We start from the raw sequence: 16,852 nt of genomic DNA on the forward strand, positions 1-16,852 counted from the left end.
ATACTAAACCCTAAACTAAATTTTCAATTATCAGTCCTTGCGTGTACGACGTGGTTTCGGTGCATCGAAACTGTCAGAACGGCGCGGTGAACGCGGTGCGAAACTGTCAGGTCTTTTCTTGTCCGAACCCTCGTTTTTGGCGAAAGGTTTTTTATCCCCGAAAGATTTTTTCTCCCCGAAAGGCTTCTTATCGCCAAACGATTTTTTGTCACCGAACGATTTTTTCTCGCCCTTGAATCCGCCGCCGAAAGAACCGCCGCGTGGTGCGAAACCGCCGCCTGAGCGCCCGTTGTGGTCGCGACGGGAATTGTTCGAGCTGCCTTCGTTCTTGGAAACCTCGACATTGATACGGCGTCCTTCGAGCGTCACGTTGTTGAGTTTTTCCATGACCATTTCAGTATGTTCGGCATCGGTGTTGAAGAAAGAGAAACCTTCCTTGACATCGACTTTGTACACGTCGTCGCGCCCTAATTCAAGCACTTCTTTCAAGAAATCCTTCAATTGCATCCAATCGAAATCGTCGCGTGATCCGATGTTGATGAAGTAACGTACGGCTGCACCGTCCCCGCTTGTGGAAACCGTGTCGCGACGCTCGCGATCGTTTGTCTGTGCCGACAAATCGCGTGTCTTTTTATAATAGGTGATGAATCGGTTGAATTCTACCGACACCATTTTCTTGATCAATTCTTCTTTTGAAAGATCTTTCATCACTTCATAGATCGCAGGCAAATAGCTGTCGATCTCATGATCCACTTCGACATCCTTGATCTTGTTGGCCAAGTGGAACAACTGGATCTCGCAGATTTCAATTCCCGATGGAACTGGTTTTTCTTCGAATTTCTGGCGGATGATACGCTCGATCATAGAAATCTTACGCAATTCGCTTTTCGTAATGATCACGATCGACGTTCCCAGTTTTCCTGCACGACCTGTACGGCCTGAACGGTGGTTGTAGGTTTCGATCTCGTCTGGAAGTTGGTAGTTGATGACGTGCGTGATGTTGTCGACGTCGATTCCGCGTGCCGCAACGTCAGTCGCAACGAGCATCTGGATCGAACGGCTACGGAATGATTTCATGACCGAGTCGCGTTGCGCCTGGGACAAATCCCCGTGCAAAGCCGCGGCGTTGTATCCGTCTTCAATAAGTTTTTCGGCAACGTGTTGCGTATCGCGTTTCGTACGACAGAAGATAACCGAGAAAATGTCAGGGTTAGCATCGGCCAAACGCTTCAACGCTTCGTAACGGTCGCGTGCGTTCACCATGTAGAATTCGTGGGAAACGGTCGCTGAACCTGAGTTCTTAGTTCCGACGGTGATTTCAGTCGGATCGCTCATGAATTCTTTCGCGATGCGCGCCACTTCAGCAGGCATGGTCGCTGAGAACAACCATGTTTTTTTCTCGTCGGGCGTCGTAGACAAAATCGCAACGATGTCTTCGTAGAAGCCCATGTTCAGCATTTCATCGGCCTCATCGAGAACGCAATAGTTGATTTGTGTGATGTTCACCAAACCACGATTGATCATATCCTGCATACGTCCCGGAGTCGCCACGATAATCTGTGCGCCTCTGCGTACTTCGCGTGCCTGTTCGGTTATCGAAGCGCCACCGTAAACGGCAACGGTATTTAAACCTTTTACGTATTTCGAGTAATGTTTGATCTCGTTTGTGATCTGCAAACAAAGTTCGCGTGTCGGAGCCAAGATTAGCGCCTGAGTATTTTTATTGGTAACATCCAGCTTCTGGATCAGAGGGAAACCGAATGCCGCTGTTTTACCAGTTCCGGTTTGCGCAAGTGCGACGATGTCGATATCATCGGCCAACAATAGGGGAATCGCTTTTTCCTGTACGTCTGAAGGAGTTTCAAATCCCATGTCCGCGACAGGGTTTATTATTGGTTTATTTTTATTGTTATTATTTATTTGGGAATGAGCGACTTAAAACCGGTTTACGAGCGATCGCAAGGCGCGTTGTAATTGACTTTCGCCGTGTTCCGCATCAGAATGTAATACCGATAACAATTAAAAATAACGATAAATCACCTATTCAAGAACGCCACGAGTTTCGAAATTGCGATGCCCCGATGGCTCATCGTGGCCTTTTCTTCCATCGGAATCTGCGCAAAAGTCAAGGTTTTTCCTACCGGCATAAAAATCGGGTCGTATCCGAATCCCTGATCGCCAAATTTATCGAACGTGATGTCGCCGCGGATTATGCCTTCAAACAAATGCTGTTCGCCGTTAAGATTCAGCGCGATTACGGTTTTGAACTGGGCGCCTCGGTTTTCGTTGCCTTCGAGTTCGCGCAACAGCTTATTCATGTTCGCATTCGCGTCTTTTTGTTCGCCCGCGTATCTGGCTGAAATTACTCCCGGAGCGCCGTTCAACGCATCGACTTCGAGGCCGGAATCGTCCGAAAAACAATCGAAACCATATTTTTCAGTCACATAATTCGCTTTGAGGATCGCGTTGCCTTCGATCGTATCGGCGGTTTCCGGAATGTCTTCGAAACAGCCGATATCTTCCAAACCCAGGAGCTCAATGTCGGGCGGAAGCATTTTTTTGATTTCGAGGATTTTGTTTTTGTTGGATGAGGCGAAGATGAGTTTCATTTTTTTGGTTCAGGGTTCAGGGTTCAGGGTTTGGGCGTTGCGTCGGCTGGAAGGTTTTGAGTAAGAGGATGATTTTTTTAGCCGCCGCCGGGCTTTCCGTTCCAATCTTTTTGTCTGCTTAGACAAGCTCAGCATGACAAAAAGGATTTCCACTTCAATCCCTAACGCAACTACCGTCAATCAAAACCAACTCGCCAACGGAAGGCATTAATTCAAATCAACAAATCAACAAATCAACAAATAAACGAATCAACAAATAAACAAACCAACAATCAAATTTCTCCCGTAACCAAAATATTCTCCACATTCCCGCTATTCTTCAACAACCTGAAATGCGACCTAACGGCTTTCGTAAAAGGGTAACACGTGTACGGCAAATCGTATTCCCGCGCGTATTTCTTGATTATCGGAGTGATTTTAGGATAGTATGTGTGAGCGACCGCCGGGAACAAGTGATGTGCGACGTGATGCGTAAAACCGCCGTAGATGAAATTCGCGATCGGGCTGTCGGCGCTGAAATCCTTGGTCACGAGCATTTGGTGTTCGGCCCAGGTCGTTGGCATTTTGCCGTCTTCAGGCGCGACCGGGAAATTCGCTTCTTCATCGACATGAGTCGAAACCAGCGCGATCACCGCAAGCAAGCTCGCCGAAACGTGCATGCAAATCCACGCTCCGAATATTATATACCAAGGTTGGCCAAGTAACAACATCGGAAGGAACAAAATATAAAACAAATTGAACGCCTTCGCGATGAACATCTTGAAGATTTCCACCGTCGGAATTTTCGTAAGCTGCTTCACGTAGTTGTCTTTTCGTCCGAAGAAATCCTTGAAATCACGAATATACAGCCAATTCAACGTGTAAAAAGGATAAATGAACCACATATAAATGTGCTGGTATTTGTGAAGGCTCAGCAACGGACTTGTCGGGAAAATCCTGATGATGTCGCTCTGCTTGATGTCGATGTCCCAATCGGGCACATTGGGCAACGGATGGTGCAACCCGATATGACGTTTCGCCCACAGCCAATTGTTCGTGCCGTATAATTCAAGCACATACATAAACATATGATTGTATTTCGGTTTGCTGAAAAGCGCGCCGTGGGCCGCATCGTGGAACGAATTGATGAAGAGTATCGTCGTGGTAAGCCCAAGCAAAATATAAAAGCCGAAAAGCCACAACGTCGAATCCCCGAAAGCGATAATTCCCGCGTACAAACCAAAATAGAGCGCAACGAGCAAAAAAGCCTTTACGATATTATACCGCTGCATGCGTTTGTCGCTCAAGACAGTTTCTTCTACTTCGCGATGCAATTTCAGGTAGAAGTCGTCCGGTTTTGGTTTTTGGAAAACCGGCCGTTTTATTTTGTCCATTGTGTTGTGTTTTGTCAGCATAAAAATACGCTTAGCGTTCAACAACTGCAAAAACTCTCTTGTTAAAAAAAGGTAAAAATTGCTTTCGGCCGTCTATTCCTAAATATGGAGCGGTAGCTGACATAAATGAATTACAAGCGACCACATCCTCAAAAAAAAAACAAAAGTTCTATGATTTTTATCACGATTCACGCTTTTTTAAACGAATAATTTTGACCTGTAATCATAAAACACCCATCATGAAAAGAATGTTGCTTACGCTGTTGGCCATCGCTTCGATAAGTACGGTTTCAGCACAGGGAGAACAAAAGGAAACCTTGAAACACTGGCAGATCCGGCTTCGCGGCGTCGGCGTGATTCCCGATGAAAGCGCGAACATCGGCATTATCGGCGGCGACGTAAGGCTTTCGAATACCTTCATCCCTGAACTCGATTTCACGTATTTCTTCACGCGAAATTTCGCTGCGGAACTTATCCTCGGAACCACAAAACACAACGTGAACACCGTTTCGAGCGATATCTCGGCTGTCGGAGGCCCGACGTCGGCCAATGTCGATCTGGGAAGCGTGTATTTATTGCCGCCTACGTTGACGTTCCAATATCATTTTTATCCGACCGGGACCGTTTTCAAGCCCTACGTCGGAGCGGGCGTTAACTATACGATTTTTTACGGGATCGATGAAGGCGAAACGGTTCGCGATGTTTCGTACGACAACGCATTCGGGTTCGCGGCCCAGGTCGGGTTCGATCTTTTCGTGACCGACAACATTTTCATAAACGTCGACGCCAAGCAAATCTGGCTGGAAACCGATGTCGATGTCGATGCGTCGAACCTCGCGGCAGGTTTGTCGATTCCTGCGAAGGTAAAGATCAACCCGCTGCTTTTAGGATTCGGGGTCGGAATGCGCTTCTGACCTGAAGTTTGGATTGTTGTGTTGAAGAGCGGCTCCGGCCGCTTTTTGATTTAAATATTGAGAAGGAAATTTTCTTTGGAGAAACCAAGTCGTTGGCTCCAATCGGTTTTGAGGACGGTGTTGATGATCGTCTTTAATTTGTTGTAGTCGTTGGGTTTCTTGATGTAGAGATTCGCGCCTTTCCTGAACGTGGAATCGATGTCTTTCTCTGACGATGAAGTCGAGTACACGGCGATCTGTATCTCGCTGAAACGCTCGTCGGCACGGATTTCCTCGATACATTCGAAACCGCTTTTCATGGGCATATTCAGGTCGAGGAACAAAAGTCCGGGCGCGGATTCGCACGAACGCAAATAGTCCATGAGTTGCGTCCCGTCCGAAAACATGAACAATTCTCCCGACATTTTCAATTCGGCGAACGCGTCGCTAAACACGCTGCGGTCGTCGGCGTCGTCGTCGGTCAATAAAATCCGGGTTGAAGGCTTGTTTGGCATCATGGCACGCGAGGTTTGACGCTTTCGGTGTGATCTGGCTACGAAAGATCCTGCAAAATCGTGATTGATAGGCGTAAATTTAGGGATAATATATTGCAGTTTGCCGAGTTATTGAAAATAAATTATCGATTAAGCCAATTCATTATCAAATCGTTACGACAATTAGCCGTTATTGTTAAGTCGGCGATGGAAGCCACAAAAAAGCCGACTTGTCAGGTCGGCTTTTATATAAGTATTTTCTGAAAATTACTGGACGACCAACTTGCGCGAAACGCCTTTGTCGGTCTTCACGATGTAGATTCCAGGTCGGAACGAACGCGCATCGATCGTAGACGTATTCTGTGCTTTCAACACCACTTTTCCAAGGATATCGTACACTTCGATGTTTTGAGGCTGGCTCAGGTTCACGATCTCGCTCTTCGTCGGATTCGGATACATCTTGAAGCTTTGCGGCTGGAATTGCGCAACGCCAAGCGACGATTGTGCGATAACGGTAACCATGTCGTAACGAACGGTTCCGCCAGCATATGTAGAAGTGGAACGCGCTGCGAGGTAATTTCCTGTACCTGGATCGAATTCGCTAACCACGCGAAACGCCGCGTTCGGATTGTCGTTCAATGCCGTGACCGCTTGAAGATTTACCGTGCGATCGTTATACCAAGTGTCGCCAGTTCCCGTAGCCGCCGGCGTGAACGTGAATTGTTGGGCGTCGACCCAAACAGGCGTAGTCGCGCTCGCATCGGTCGTGTATTGAACCTGGTATGTGTTAGCCGCCGTATTGCTCAGGCGCTGTTCGAATCGGAACGTGATTCCAACATAGTTCGTAGTGTTTACGTTGAACTGCACGCCGCGTGATTTGTTTTCAGTTCCTGATGCGGGATAGGTCGTGGAGTTCCAGCCGAAGTTCGGCGGGCTTGTCGTCTCAGTCTCGGTCGTTCCTGCAGTCGTGTTTCCGTTTGCGAAAGTCGCGGTCGTTCCTCCGACCAGTGAAGCTGAAGCCTCGGGAACTAAAAGAATGCTCGTCGTCGGGGATATCGCGCCTCCGGGAACGGTTTCGGTCGTCTCGCCATTAAAATTCCACTGCGCGATCGTGATTTGGCCGAATGAGGTAGCCGAAATCAACAACGTCGCCAACAGCGTAAAAAAAGAGTAGTTTGTCTTCATATCTGAATAGGTTTAAATTTCGTTACGAAACTATTGATTTTGTGTGAATTGATTCGCGTTTGCGGTAAAATTTAAATGTATTTAACCTTATCTTAATGTTGGTGGGGAAGTGCTTGTGCTTAAGTGCTGAAGTGGTTAAGTTGGAAAACGCATTCGGAAGACAAGAACTCAAATCAACAAATCAACAAATCAACAAATCAACACATAAAACAACTAACAAACAATTTTTCCGTTTACACTAAATGATTATTTTTGCACGCGAACCCAAATCCGGTTCCATTTACTTCACTCATTATGGTAAAAGATCTTTTCGAAAGAATCCAAAGCAATAAAGGCCCGCTGGGCAAATGGGCGTCACAGGCCGAAGGTTATTACGTATTCCCGAAACTCGAAGGAGATTTGGGCCCGCGCATGCAATTTCACGGCAAGGAAATCCTCAACTGGAGCATCAACGATTACCTCGGGCTTGCGAACCACCCTGAAGTCCGAAAGGCCGATGCCGACGCGGCGAAAGAATACGGAGCGGCTTACCCGATGGGAGCGCGCATGATGAGCGGCCACACGTCGGTCCACGAACAGTTGGAGAATGAATTGGCTGAATTCGTAGGTAAGGAATCGGCTTATTTGCTCAATTTCGGATATCAGGGCATGGTTTCAACAATCGATGCTTTGGTGACCAAAAACGACATTATCGTTTACGATGTCGATTCTCATGCTTGTATCATCGACGGCGTTCGTCTGCACATGGGCAAACGTTTCACATACAAACACAATGACATTGAAAGCATAGAAAAAAACCTTGGCCGCGCTACGAAAATGGCATTGGAAACAGGCGGTGGAATACTTTTGATCACCGAAGGCGTTTTTGGAATGCGTGGACAACAAGGAAAACTTAAAGAAATCGTCGAACTTAAAAAGAAATACAATTTCAGGCTTTTGGTCGATGACGCACACGGTTTCGGAACACTTGGAAAAACAGGTGCCGGAGCAGGCGAGGAGCAAGGTTGCCAGGATCAGATCGACGTTTATTTCTCGACGTTCGCGAAATCGATGGCTTCGATCGGAGCATTTATCGCCGCCGACAAAGACATCATCGATTATTTGAAATACAACTTGCGTTCGCAGATGTTCGCCAAAGCGCTTCCGATGATCCTGACCAAAGGCGCGTTGAAACGTTTGGAAATGTTGCGCACGATGCCTGAACTCAAAGACAAATTGTGGGAAAACGTGAACGCGTTGCAAAACGGTTTAAAGGAACACGGTTTCGACATCGGCGACACGAACACTTGCGTCACGCCGGTTTACCTCGAAGGTTCGATCCCTGAAGCGATGATGCTCGTGAACGACTTGCGCGAGAACTACAATATTTTCCTATCGATCGTCGTGTATCCGGTAATCCCGAAAGGCATCATCCTGTTGCGCATGATCCCGACGGCTTCGCACACGTTGGCCGACATCGAGGAAACATTGAAAGCGTTCGATGCGATCCGCGAGAAATTGGTCAGCGGGAAATATTTGGAGTTGGCGCAGAAACATACGGTTGATGTTTCGGATGAACGTTGATTGATTTAGATTTCAGATTTTCAGATTTCAGATTTCAGATTTTCAGATTTTTAGAAATTAGGATTATAGAAACCGTTTCCGATTGGGAGCGGTTTTTTGTTTTTGTTAACCCGAGGATTCTTTTTTTAGGCGTACTTTTAGGTAAATGACAAAATAGATAATCATGAAAAACGCAATGATATTATTGATTTCGGCCGCGGGTTTGCTTTCGTGCAACAAGAAGTCTGAGGAAACCGCACAACCGGAACCACCAAAAATAGATTCGATTGTCGCATCGGATAAGGCGCTGTCCGACGTCGGGCAATGCTACGAATTCGTACAGCAAAAAGATACGATTTCGCTTTCGTTCACGCAAAACGGCGCGGACGTTAACGGGAAGTTGCGATTCAAAAATTACGAAAAGGACAGCAGCAGCGGACCGGTTACTGGTGTTTTTGCGGGCGATACGTTGAAGCTGACATATACGTTCCAGTCAGAAGGAATGGAATCGGTCCGTGATGTTTACCTTTTAAAAAGCGGGAATTCGTTGGTCATGGGAACGGGCGAAATGAAAGAGGAAAAAGGTAAGCAGGTTTTTTTGAATCCGAAAGCGTTGAAATATGATAAGTCTATCGTGCTTGTTAAGACGGCTTGTAAATAACTGTAGGCCGTAAGCTTTAGGCTGCAGTCGCGTTCGATTAAAATGTTTTCCTTCGAAGCTCGGTGTGAATGCGGTTGAATAGGCTTGAACAATTTAGGAAATATTCGGAAGTTTTTAACCTATAGTATTTTATTTAAACCATTAAGAGCATTAAGGTCATTAAGCGTAAAACCTAAATGAACTTAATGCTCTTAATGTTCTTAATGGTGAAATTAAAAATTACTTGAGTGATCAAAAAAATTACTTGAACGATTAGATCGGTGGTTTTCAAACCACAAACGAGAAAAATGAAGTTCCGATAATTCAGTTTTAAAACCATTAAGAAGTTAAGCGTAATTAAGATAAAACTTAACTATTCTTAACTTCTTAACTTGTTAAAGAATATTACAAGTCCTTTATAAAAGTAGCGCGTCTTTTCGTAACCGGCGAATTAAAGAATTTCCAAAGGTTGTGGATCGAATGGTTTTCCTCAAGTTCAGGCGTTCGAACACAATATTTGATGCCATTGTCGCGGAACGACCGGAAATATTCCGCCATGATAATCGCCGTCAAACCTTTGTTCTGCCACTCGGGATCGACGCCGATGAGATAAAACAACACTTCATCGGTGTGTTTTTTTGCCCACCACAAACGCAGCCAACCGAACGGGAACAACTTTCCGTCCGAATCCTTGAGCGCTTTGGTCATCGACGGCATGCAGATGCTGAACGCGATGAGTTTTCCGTCTTTGTCCTCAATGAATTTAAGGAACTCAGGGTTGACCAAGTCGATGTATTTGTCTTTGAAGAATTGCTTCTGCCGGTCCGAAATTCCAACGAATGATGTGAGTTTCGCATACGCGTCGTTGAACAGGTCGAACATCGGGTTGATGAACGGCAGGACTTCGGCGATCGTCGTCGGATTATAGACTTTAAGATTGTAACGTCGTCGGATCAACGGATCGGCTTTTACGTATGGCGCGACCTGTTCCTCGTTCGGGAAAATAAATCGGCTCTCGACAAATTCCTTTTCCTTCGTGAAACCGAGTTGCTTGAAATGGTCGATGTAATATTCGTGGTTGTACCAAGTGATCATCGTGCTCATCTGGTCGAAACCGTAAATGAGCGCGCCGACCTTGTCGAGATTCGAGAATCCCATCGGGCCTTCGATGTTGTCGAGGTTGTTCTTCCTGCCGAGTTCTTCGACGATCGCCAACAATGCTTTCGTGACCTCGATATCGTCGATCACGTCGAACCAGCCGAAACGCACTTTCTTCTTCGAAAGATCGTTGATTTCGTTCCAGTTGATGATCGCCGCGACGCGTCCAACGGCTTTTCCATCGCGATACGCCATGTAAAAATAGGCTTCGGCATATTCGAAGACCGGATTGACTTCCTTGTTGAACGACATGAGTTCCTCGGCGATGAGCGGCGGAACCCAATATGGATTTTTTTTGTAGATCGAAAATGGAAATTCGATGAATTCGGTCAGTTCCTTTTTCGTTTTTTTCTCTTGAATGCTGATCATTATGGTGTCTCGGGCGTTTCGTTTTCGATCGCGTCCTTGCGTTTCTTGTCTTTCTTGTTTTTCTCTTTTTGCTTTTTCTTGTCTTCCTTGCTCATTTCTTTTTCTTCGCCGGGAAGTCGTAAAATGACATCTTCATAATTGCCGTCGAATCGCCATGAAACGCCGACGCCGATTTGAAGCACCGACGGCGTGTCCTTCACGTTCGTCCCAAAATTAATGTCAAGCTGCAGGTTCTTCTCCATCAGATACGCCGCGCCCGCACGGAAAATCAAATCGCCGTAAACGTCCGATTGCAGCCCTTGGTTTTCCACGAATGCCGACCAGCGATCGTTGAATCCGCGCGTCAACGTGACGACGTAACCAAACGTTTCATAAGGTTTCCCGAAATAATCGGCGTAGATATTACTGACCAAGACGTAACGGCCGAGTTGGTTTTGCGTGATCAACATCGCTTTTCCGCTGAAAGCCTTGTCGTACGTCGGGAAGAATTTCTCCGACAATCCGATGTTTCCGCCCACGTAAACGCCGACCGCAGGAATCAAATTTCTCCATTTGAATTTGTGGTTCGCCCTCCAGCTATACAGGTTCGGCTTTCGGTCGACATAATTCTTATTGGGATCAAACACGAGATATTTCGCGCCTATGTTGAAGCTTTTGAACGCGCTGTTCGTCTCGCCTGAAACGCCGATCGCGGGATAATTGTATCGGTCGTACTGATATTGCAATTCGCCTATGAATTCGAGTTGTTCGAAAAACGCCCCGTAGCGGATCGCAAGTTCGGCATTCACGCCTTTCGTGTCCCAGCCTGCGAGTGCGTGATCCATTTTCACGGCCGTGAATCCCAATTCTCCCTGGATTACGGTTTTCCCGACCGAGAACGCCGACATGGATTCGCCCGGGCGGTTGGAGTTGATCACATCGGTGAATTGGGCCGACGCAATTGCCGAAAACGACAACAGAACGAACGAAAACAGGGATTTTGATTGGAGCATAAACTATCTTTTACAGTTTCCCAAAAGTACTATTTTATTATTTATTTATGAGCGAAAATCCTCGCCCGAACGTTGTTATTCGTAATTTTGAAAAAATTATTCTAAACATGGAAATGGCGTCTTTCAGCAACTTCTTACGAACGCTGGTCTACATCATCGCTTTTTATTACATCTTCAAGTTTCTTGCAAGGATCTTTTTCCCGATTCTCGTCAAGAAGGCCGTGCAGCACGCCGAGGACAATTTTCGCCAACAATACGGCCAACCGCGTGATACGAATCGCAAAGCAGACGGCGAAGTCACTTTCGACGCCAATCAGGCCGCACGTTCGCGCGAGACCAAAAAAGTGGGCGAGTACATCGATTACGAGGAAATTGAGTAAGCCGCTCTCGTTGTTTTTGACTATTTTTGGGCTGAATTTTATCCCGTCATGAAGCAACTGAACAGATTTATCCCGCACATTTTGGTGCTTATCGGCTTTGTCCTTATTTCCCTTATTTATTTTTATCCGGTCCTTCAGGGCAAGAAGATATATCAATCCGACATCGCGCAGTACACCGGGATGGCAAAGGAGCAGAATGATTTTCGCGCCGCCGGCAAAGGCGAACCGTATTGGACGAATTCGGCTTTCGGTGGAATGCCGACATACCAACTGGGCGCGAACTACGAGCACGATTACATCGGGAAACTCGACGATTTGTTGCGCTTTTTGCCTCGTCCCGCCGATTACCTATTTCTATACTTCTTAGGTTTTTACAGTTTGTTGTTGGTTCTCAAGACCGATCCGCTCAAGGCATTTTTCGGGGCGTTGGCGTTCGGGTTTTCGACGTATTTGATCGTTATCCTTGGCGTCGGACACAATGCGAAAGCACATGCGATCGCGTATATGCCGATGGTCGTGGCGGGCGTTTTGCTCGTCTTCAGGCGGAAATACATTTCGGGCGGTTTATTGACGATGGTCGCCGCGGCGCTTGAAATCAACGCGAACCACTTCCAGATGACGTATTATTTGTTGTTCCTGCTTTTGGCGATCGTCGTATTTTTCATCTACAAAGCCATCAAATACAAGGAATTCAAACCGTTGCTGACATCGTTCGGCGTTTTCGCGATTGCGGGAATACTTGCCGTCGGAGTAAATGCCTCGAATTTGCTTGCGACCGCCGAATACACCGATTTCTCGATCCGCGGTAAAAGTGAACTCACGTTCAATCCCGACGGCTCGAAAAACACGACCACGGCATCGATGGATTACGATTACATCACCGAATACAGTTACGGCGTCCTCGAAAGTTTCAACCTGATCGCCCCGAAACTTTTCGGCGGTTCGAACAATGAAACTCTCGATGAAAAAAGCCATATGTATGAATTCATGATCGGCCAGGGCGTTCCAGAAGCCCAAGCACGCGAAGGTTTGCAAGGCATGCCGACATATTGGGGCGACCAGCCTATCGTTGCGGCTCCGGCCTACATAGGCGCGGTCGTATTTTTCCTGGCGATCCTGGCTTTCTTCATCGATAAGCGCAGAATAAAATACGCATTCCTGGCCGGTGCGCTGATTTCGTTGTTCCTTTCTTGGGGCAAGAATTTCCCGTTACTGACCGATTTCTTTATCCATTATGTGCCATTATACGACAAGTTCCGGGCAGTTTCGTCGATCCAGGTCGTACTCGAGTTGTGCGTTCCGGTGCTCGCGATCATGGGCTTGCAATCGTTTTTTGCCGCCGATAACGACGAGCGTAAGAAACCGTTGTTGAAAGCGGCGGGCACGTTCTTCGGAATTATTGCCATACTCGTTTTGTTCAAGGGACAATTCAGTTTCGCGGGCGGAAGCGACGCGGCGATGCTAAAAAATTACGGGCCCGAATTCGTCGATGCTCTAAAAGCCGATCGCAAAAGCATGTATTGGGCTGATTTGCTGCGCTCGGCATTTTTGGTCTTGCTCGCGGCCGGCGCACTGTGGCTGCTCTATAAGAACAAAATCGCACAGAAAACCGCGTTGATTATCGTCGGGATCGTGATGATCGGGGATTTGTTCTTCATCGACAAGAATTATGTGGATGGAGATGATTTCGTGGATGCGCGTGCCGTCGATGTTCCGTTCGAGCCGTCTCCGTCGGATCAATTCATCTTGAAAGACACGAGCCATTACCGCGTGTTCGAGATCAATGCGATCCACAATGCGAGAACGTCTTATTTCCATAAATCGCTTTCGGGTTACAGCGCCGTTCGTCCACGCAGGATGGAAAACTTACTGGAATATCAGATCGCTAAAAACAATCTTGAAGTGCTGAATTTGCTCAATACGAAATATGTGATCCAAGTCGATGAGAAAGGCGAGGAGTTCCCGATTCCGAATCCGGAGGCGAATGGAAACGCGTGGTTCGTAAAATCGACCAGAACCGTTACGACTGCCGATGCCGAGATGAAAGCGCTCGACAAGATCGATTCGAAAAACGAGGCCGTCATATTCAAAGATCCGTCCATGAAAGGCGTCGGCGTTCCGGCTACGTTTGCAAAAGACAGCGCAGCTACGATCACGGTCGAAAAATACGAACCGAATTACCTCAAATACCAAAGTAATAATGCGAACGATGGTTTCGCCGTATTTTCGGAAATCTATTACCCGAAAGGTTGGAAGGCGACGATTGACGGCAAAGACGCCACGATCTATCGCGCCGATTACACATTGCGCGCACTCCAGGTTCCGGCCGGTAAACACACGATCGAGTTCAAATTCGAGCCTCAGGTCGTGAAAACCGGAGGCACGATCGCGCTCGCAAGTTCCATAATTATGGCACTGCTCGCGGCGGGCGGAATTTATTACGAAAGAAAAAAGAACACCGAAATCTAATTGAAAAAGGTACTCATCATAACGTATTATTGGCCACCGGCCGGCGGTCCGGGCGTGCAACGCTGGCTGAAATTCGTGAAGTACCTTCCTGAATTCGGCATCGAGCCAATCGTCTACATCCCTGAGAATCCAACGTATCCGATCGTCGATGAAGCGCTTTTGGAAGACGTTTCCCCAAACGTTACGATCCTTAAAAAAAAGGTATTCGAGCCCTATGCGATTGCGGGCATGTTATCGAAAAACAAGGTAAAGAAAATGAGCGCGGGGATTATCCCGAACAGCAAAAAGCAAAGTTTTGCCGAGAAGATCGCGCTCTGGATCCGCGGCAATCTTTTTATTCCCGATGCGCGTGTATTTTGGGTAAATCCATCGGTGCGCTATCTTTCGAAATACATCGTCGAAAACGGCATCGACACGATCATCACGACCGGTCCGCCGCACAGCCTGCATCTCATCGGGCGCAAATTGAAGAAGAAACTCAACGTGAAATGGTTCGCCGATTTTCGCGATCCGTGGACGACGATCGGTTATCAAAAAGACTTGAAGCTTACGTTATTTTCAGAAGGCCTGCACAAAAAAATGGAGCGCAAGGTGCTGACATCGGCCGACCATATCATTGTTACCAGCGAAACCACGAAACGCGATTTCTCGGCCATTACGCGAAAGCCTATCGAGGTGATCACGAACGGTTTCGACAACGAGAAGTTCGCGCCCATGCCGCTTGACGACAAATTTTCGTTGGCGCACATCGGTTCGTTGCTGTCCGAACGAAATCCTGTGTTCCTGTGGCATGTCCTGACCGAACTCATCGATGAAATCCCGGGGTTTTCGGAGCATTTCGAATTGAAGCTCATCGGTACGTTAAGTCCCGAAGTTCTCGAATCGATCCATATATATCGACTGGACGAATTCGTGAACAATCCGGGTTACATTCCACATTCGCAGGCGATCGCGCAACAACGAAGTTCGCAGGTTTTGTTGCTTATCGAAATCAATTCGCTGCATTCCAAAAGCATCATTCCCGGGAAATTGTTCGAGTACATGGTTTCGGGCCGTCCGATAATTGCGATCGGTCCAAACGGTTCCGATTTCGCCCACATCATTACCGAAACCAACACAGGCGTTTTCATCGACTACGGCGGCAAGGAAAAACTCAAGGAAACGATTCTTTCGTATTATGAAACATTTCTCGAAGGAAACCTGAAAGCGGAACCTATCGGCCTGCAGAGATTTTCACGCCACGATCTTACTCAAAAACTCGCGCAACTGCTGCAATAATATGGGAATCGTCATCAACCAATCGATACGGAATACGGTCATCACCTACATTGGTTTTGGGATCGGCGCGGCGAATACGCTGTTCATGTATCCGCATTTTTTGGGTAAGACGTTTTATGGTTTGACGGGATTCTTGCTGTCGTCGGCGAATATCATCATGCCGTTGATGGCGTTCGGCGTCCACAATACGTTGGTCAAATTCTTTTCGGAGTACAAGACCGAAGATGAGAAAAACCGTTTCCTGACGTACATTTTACTGCTGCCGTTGCTGTTCATGGTTCCGCTTACGATCGTCGGTCTTTTAGCGTACGACGAAATCGCGGGAATCTGGTCGAAGGAAAACCCAATCATCCACGAATATTTCTGGCAAATTCCTGTAATCGGCATCTGCATGGGCTATTTCGAGATTTTTTACGCTTGGGTAAAAGTGCATCTGCAATCGGTTTTCGGGAGTTTTACGAAGGAAGTCTTGCTGCGGATTTTTATCACGATCGCTTTGTTTGCGGTATATTTCAAGGTGTTGTCGCCCGAAGAGTTCATCACGGCCACGATGTTCATTTACCTTTTGATTACGTTCGTGATGTTGTATTACGCGATGAAAGTCCGTGCGTTCAAAGTCGATTTGCGTTTCCCCGACAATAGAAAAGCGGTGTTCCGATATTCGATTTTCATCATTCTATCAGGCAGTATCGCCAATATGTTGCTCGACATCGACAAGAACATGATCGCGTACTATATGCATTTGGACAATATCGCGATCTACAGTGTGGCGATTTTCATTGCGACCGTGATTTCGGTTCCGAGCCGCGCCATGCACCAAATCACGTATCCGATTACCGCGAAACTCATGTCGCAAAACAAGATGGACGAGCTCAACGACCTGTACAAAAAGACTTCGATCACGCTGCAGATTGCGGGAGGTTTGGTGCTCGTCGGGATTCTGGTCAACATCAAACAGCTTTATCTGTTGTTGCCCGAATCGTATAGCGGTGGGATTTTCGTGGTGTTCGTAATCGGACTATCGAAGTATTTCGACTTGATTCTCGGAAACAACAATGCGATCATCTTCAACTCGAAATATTATCGCGCCGTGCTGGTCCTGGGCGTGTTGCTCGCAGCTACGATGATTGGATTGAACCGATATTTCATCCCCGAAATGGGAATCGACGGAGCCGCGATCGCGACATTGATCTCGATCACGCTTTACAGTCTGGCGAAGTTGATGTTCGTGGTTTTCAGGATGAAGTTGTATCCGTTTACCGTGCAGACGCTGTATTCGTTTGGGATTTTGGGCGTGACGTTCGTGTTGTTTTACTTCTGGGAATTTCCATTTCATCCGATACCGAATATCATTTTGAAGTCGATTCTGGTCGGCACTTTTTTTACTGCGGTAAATTATTGGCTTAGGATTTCGCCCGAAGTCAATCTGGTTATTGAGAAGGCGTTTTCGTTGTTGAGGAGAAAATAGTT

14 protein-coding genes are annotated in these 16,852 nt (G+C 47.0%); 7 read left to right on the forward strand and 7 right to left on the reverse strand.

Features of this window, described 5'->3' with window-relative positions; translation table 11 throughout:
- Positions 1-30: 30 nt before the first annotated feature.
- The 3 genes from EOO50_RS13225 to EOO50_RS13235 all read right to left on the reverse strand — a co-directional run bounded on the left by EOO50_RS13225 (position 31) and on the right by EOO50_RS13235 (position 3,982).
- Positions 31-1,872 carry a DEAD/DEAH box helicase gene (locus EOO50_RS13225; RefSeq protein ID WP_290840747.1) on the reverse strand — a complete coding sequence of 614 codons (1,842 nt, stop codon included), beginning with the start codon at positions 1,870-1,872 and terminating at the stop codon, positions 31-33.
- Between the two features lie 164 nt (positions 1,873-2,036).
- The gene (locus EOO50_RS13230) at positions 2,037-2,609 is read right to left on the reverse strand and encodes a non-canonical purine NTP diphosphatase (protein ID WP_290840748.1); all 573 of its coding nucleotides are present in this window, start codon (positions 2,607-2,609) and stop codon (positions 2,037-2,039) included.
- A 272-nt stretch (positions 2,610-2,881) separates the two neighbouring features.
- The gene (locus EOO50_RS13235; protein WP_290840749.1) at positions 2,882-3,982 is read right to left on the reverse strand and encodes a fatty acid desaturase; all 1,101 of its coding nucleotides are present in this window, start codon (positions 3,980-3,982) and stop codon (positions 2,882-2,884) included.
- 239 nt (positions 3,983-4,221) lie between these two features.
- Here EOO50_RS13235 and EOO50_RS13240 point away from each other — a divergent pair, with 239 nt between their 5' ends.
- Entirely contained in the window at positions 4,222-4,896 is a 675-nt protein-coding gene (locus tag EOO50_RS13240) for an OmpW family outer membrane protein (RefSeq protein ID WP_290840750.1), read from the forward strand.
- A 50-nt stretch (positions 4,897-4,946) separates the two neighbouring features.
- Here EOO50_RS13240 and EOO50_RS13245 read toward each other — a convergent pair whose 3' ends face one another.
- Positions 4,947-5,393 carry a response regulator gene (locus EOO50_RS13245; RefSeq protein WP_290840751.1) on the reverse strand — a complete coding sequence of 149 codons (447 nt, stop codon included), beginning with the start codon at positions 5,391-5,393 and terminating at the stop codon, positions 4,947-4,949.
- 243 nt (positions 5,394-5,636) lie between these two features.
- Entirely contained in the window at positions 5,637-6,554 is a 918-nt protein-coding gene (locus tag EOO50_RS13250; protein WP_290840752.1) for a T9SS type A sorting domain-containing protein, read from the reverse strand.
- A gap of 294 nt (positions 6,555-6,848) precedes the next feature.
- Between EOO50_RS13250 and EOO50_RS13255 the strand changes: the two genes are divergently transcribed.
- Positions 6,849-8,117, forward strand: a complete 1,269-nt coding sequence (locus EOO50_RS13255; RefSeq protein ID WP_290840753.1) for an aminotransferase class I/II-fold pyridoxal phosphate-dependent enzyme — start codon at positions 6,849-6,851, stop codon at positions 8,115-8,117.
- 163 nt (positions 8,118-8,280) lie between these two features.
- Positions 8,281-8,757 (forward strand): hypothetical protein, encoded by a 477-nt coding sequence (locus EOO50_RS13260; RefSeq protein ID WP_290840754.1) that lies wholly within the window; start codon positions 8,281-8,283, stop codon positions 8,755-8,757.
- A gap of 384 nt (positions 8,758-9,141) precedes the next feature.
- On the opposite strand, the gene EOO50_RS13265 is transcribed toward EOO50_RS13260, so the two are convergent.
- Both EOO50_RS13265 and EOO50_RS13270 read right to left on the reverse strand, forming a co-directional pair.
- A complete protein-coding gene (locus EOO50_RS13265) occupies positions 9,142-10,263 on the reverse strand; it encodes a GNAT family N-acetyltransferase (RefSeq protein ID WP_290840755.1) in 1,122 nt (373 codons plus the stop codon).
- Complete coding sequence (locus tag EOO50_RS13270) at positions 10,263-11,255, reverse strand: transporter (protein ID WP_290840756.1); 993 nt, start codon at positions 11,253-11,255, stop codon at positions 10,263-10,265. The genes EOO50_RS13265 and EOO50_RS13270 overlap by 1 nt, the downstream gene beginning before the upstream one ends.
- A gap of 107 nt (positions 11,256-11,362) precedes the next feature.
- Here EOO50_RS13270 and EOO50_RS13275 point away from each other — a divergent pair, with 107 nt between their 5' ends.
- From EOO50_RS13275 to EOO50_RS13290, 4 genes are read left to right on the forward strand one after another with little or no spacing between them, the layout of a single operon-like run.
- Positions 11,363-11,635, forward strand: coding sequence for a DUF4834 family protein (locus EOO50_RS13275; protein ID WP_290840757.1), 273 nt, complete (start codon positions 11,363-11,365; stop codon positions 11,633-11,635).
- Between the two features lie 48 nt (positions 11,636-11,683).
- On the forward strand, positions 11,684-14,104 hold the full coding sequence (locus EOO50_RS13280) for a YfhO family protein (RefSeq protein ID WP_290840758.1): 2,421 nt from the start codon (positions 11,684-11,686) through the stop codon (positions 14,102-14,104).
- On the forward strand, positions 14,105-15,382 hold the full coding sequence (locus EOO50_RS13285) for a glycosyltransferase family 4 protein (RefSeq protein ID WP_290840759.1): 1,278 nt from the start codon (positions 14,105-14,107) through the stop codon (positions 15,380-15,382).
- A 1-nt stretch (position 15,383) separates the two neighbouring features.
- The gene (locus EOO50_RS13290; RefSeq protein WP_290840760.1) at positions 15,384-16,850 is read left to right on the forward strand and encodes a lipopolysaccharide biosynthesis protein; all 1,467 of its coding nucleotides are present in this window, start codon (positions 15,384-15,386) and stop codon (positions 16,848-16,850) included.
- Positions 16,851-16,852: the final 2 nt, after the last annotated feature.

The sequence above is a fragment of the Flavobacterium sp. genome, from assembly GCF_004211145.1.
Classification (GTDB): domain Bacteria; phylum Bacteroidota; class Bacteroidia; order Flavobacteriales; family Flavobacteriaceae; genus Flavobacterium.

Bases quoted from the DNA above. Each gene is read 5' to 3' on its own strand.
- EOO50_RS13225 (WP_290840747.1), bottom strand. From the start codon at position 1,872: ATGGGATTTGAAACTCCTTCAGACGTACAGGAAAAAGCGATTCCCCTA.
- EOO50_RS13230 (WP_290840748.1), bottom strand. From the start codon at position 2,609: ATGAAACTCATCTTCGCCTCATCCAACAAAAACAAAATCCTCGAAATC.
- EOO50_RS13235 (WP_290840749.1), bottom strand. From the start codon at position 3,982: ATGGACAAAATAAAACGGCCGGTTTTCCAAAAACCAAAACCGGACGAC.
- EOO50_RS13240 (WP_290840750.1), top strand. From the start codon at position 4,222: ATGAAAAGAATGTTGCTTACGCTGTTGGCCATCGCTTCGATAAGTACG.
- EOO50_RS13245 (WP_290840751.1), bottom strand. From the start codon at position 5,393: ATGATGCCAAACAAGCCTTCAACCCGGATTTTATTGACCGACGACGAC.
- EOO50_RS13250 (WP_290840752.1), bottom strand. From the start codon at position 6,554: ATGAAGACAAACTACTCTTTTTTTACGCTGTTGGCGACGTTGTTGATT.
- EOO50_RS13255 (WP_290840753.1), top strand. From the start codon at position 6,849: ATGGTAAAAGATCTTTTCGAAAGAATCCAAAGCAATAAAGGCCCGCTG.
- EOO50_RS13260 (WP_290840754.1), top strand. From the start codon at position 8,281: ATGAAAAACGCAATGATATTATTGATTTCGGCCGCGGGTTTGCTTTCG.
- EOO50_RS13265 (WP_290840755.1), bottom strand. From the start codon at position 10,263: ATGATCAGCATTCAAGAGAAAAAAACGAAAAAGGAACTGACCGAATTC.
- EOO50_RS13270 (WP_290840756.1), bottom strand. From the start codon at position 11,255: ATGCTCCAATCAAAATCCCTGTTTTCGTTCGTTCTGTTGTCGTTTTCG.
- EOO50_RS13275 (WP_290840757.1), top strand. From the start codon at position 11,363: ATGGAAATGGCGTCTTTCAGCAACTTCTTACGAACGCTGGTCTACATC.
- EOO50_RS13280 (WP_290840758.1), top strand. From the start codon at position 11,684: ATGAAGCAACTGAACAGATTTATCCCGCACATTTTGGTGCTTATCGGC.
- EOO50_RS13290 (WP_290840760.1), top strand. From the start codon at position 15,384: ATGGGAATCGTCATCAACCAATCGATACGGAATACGGTCATCACCTAC.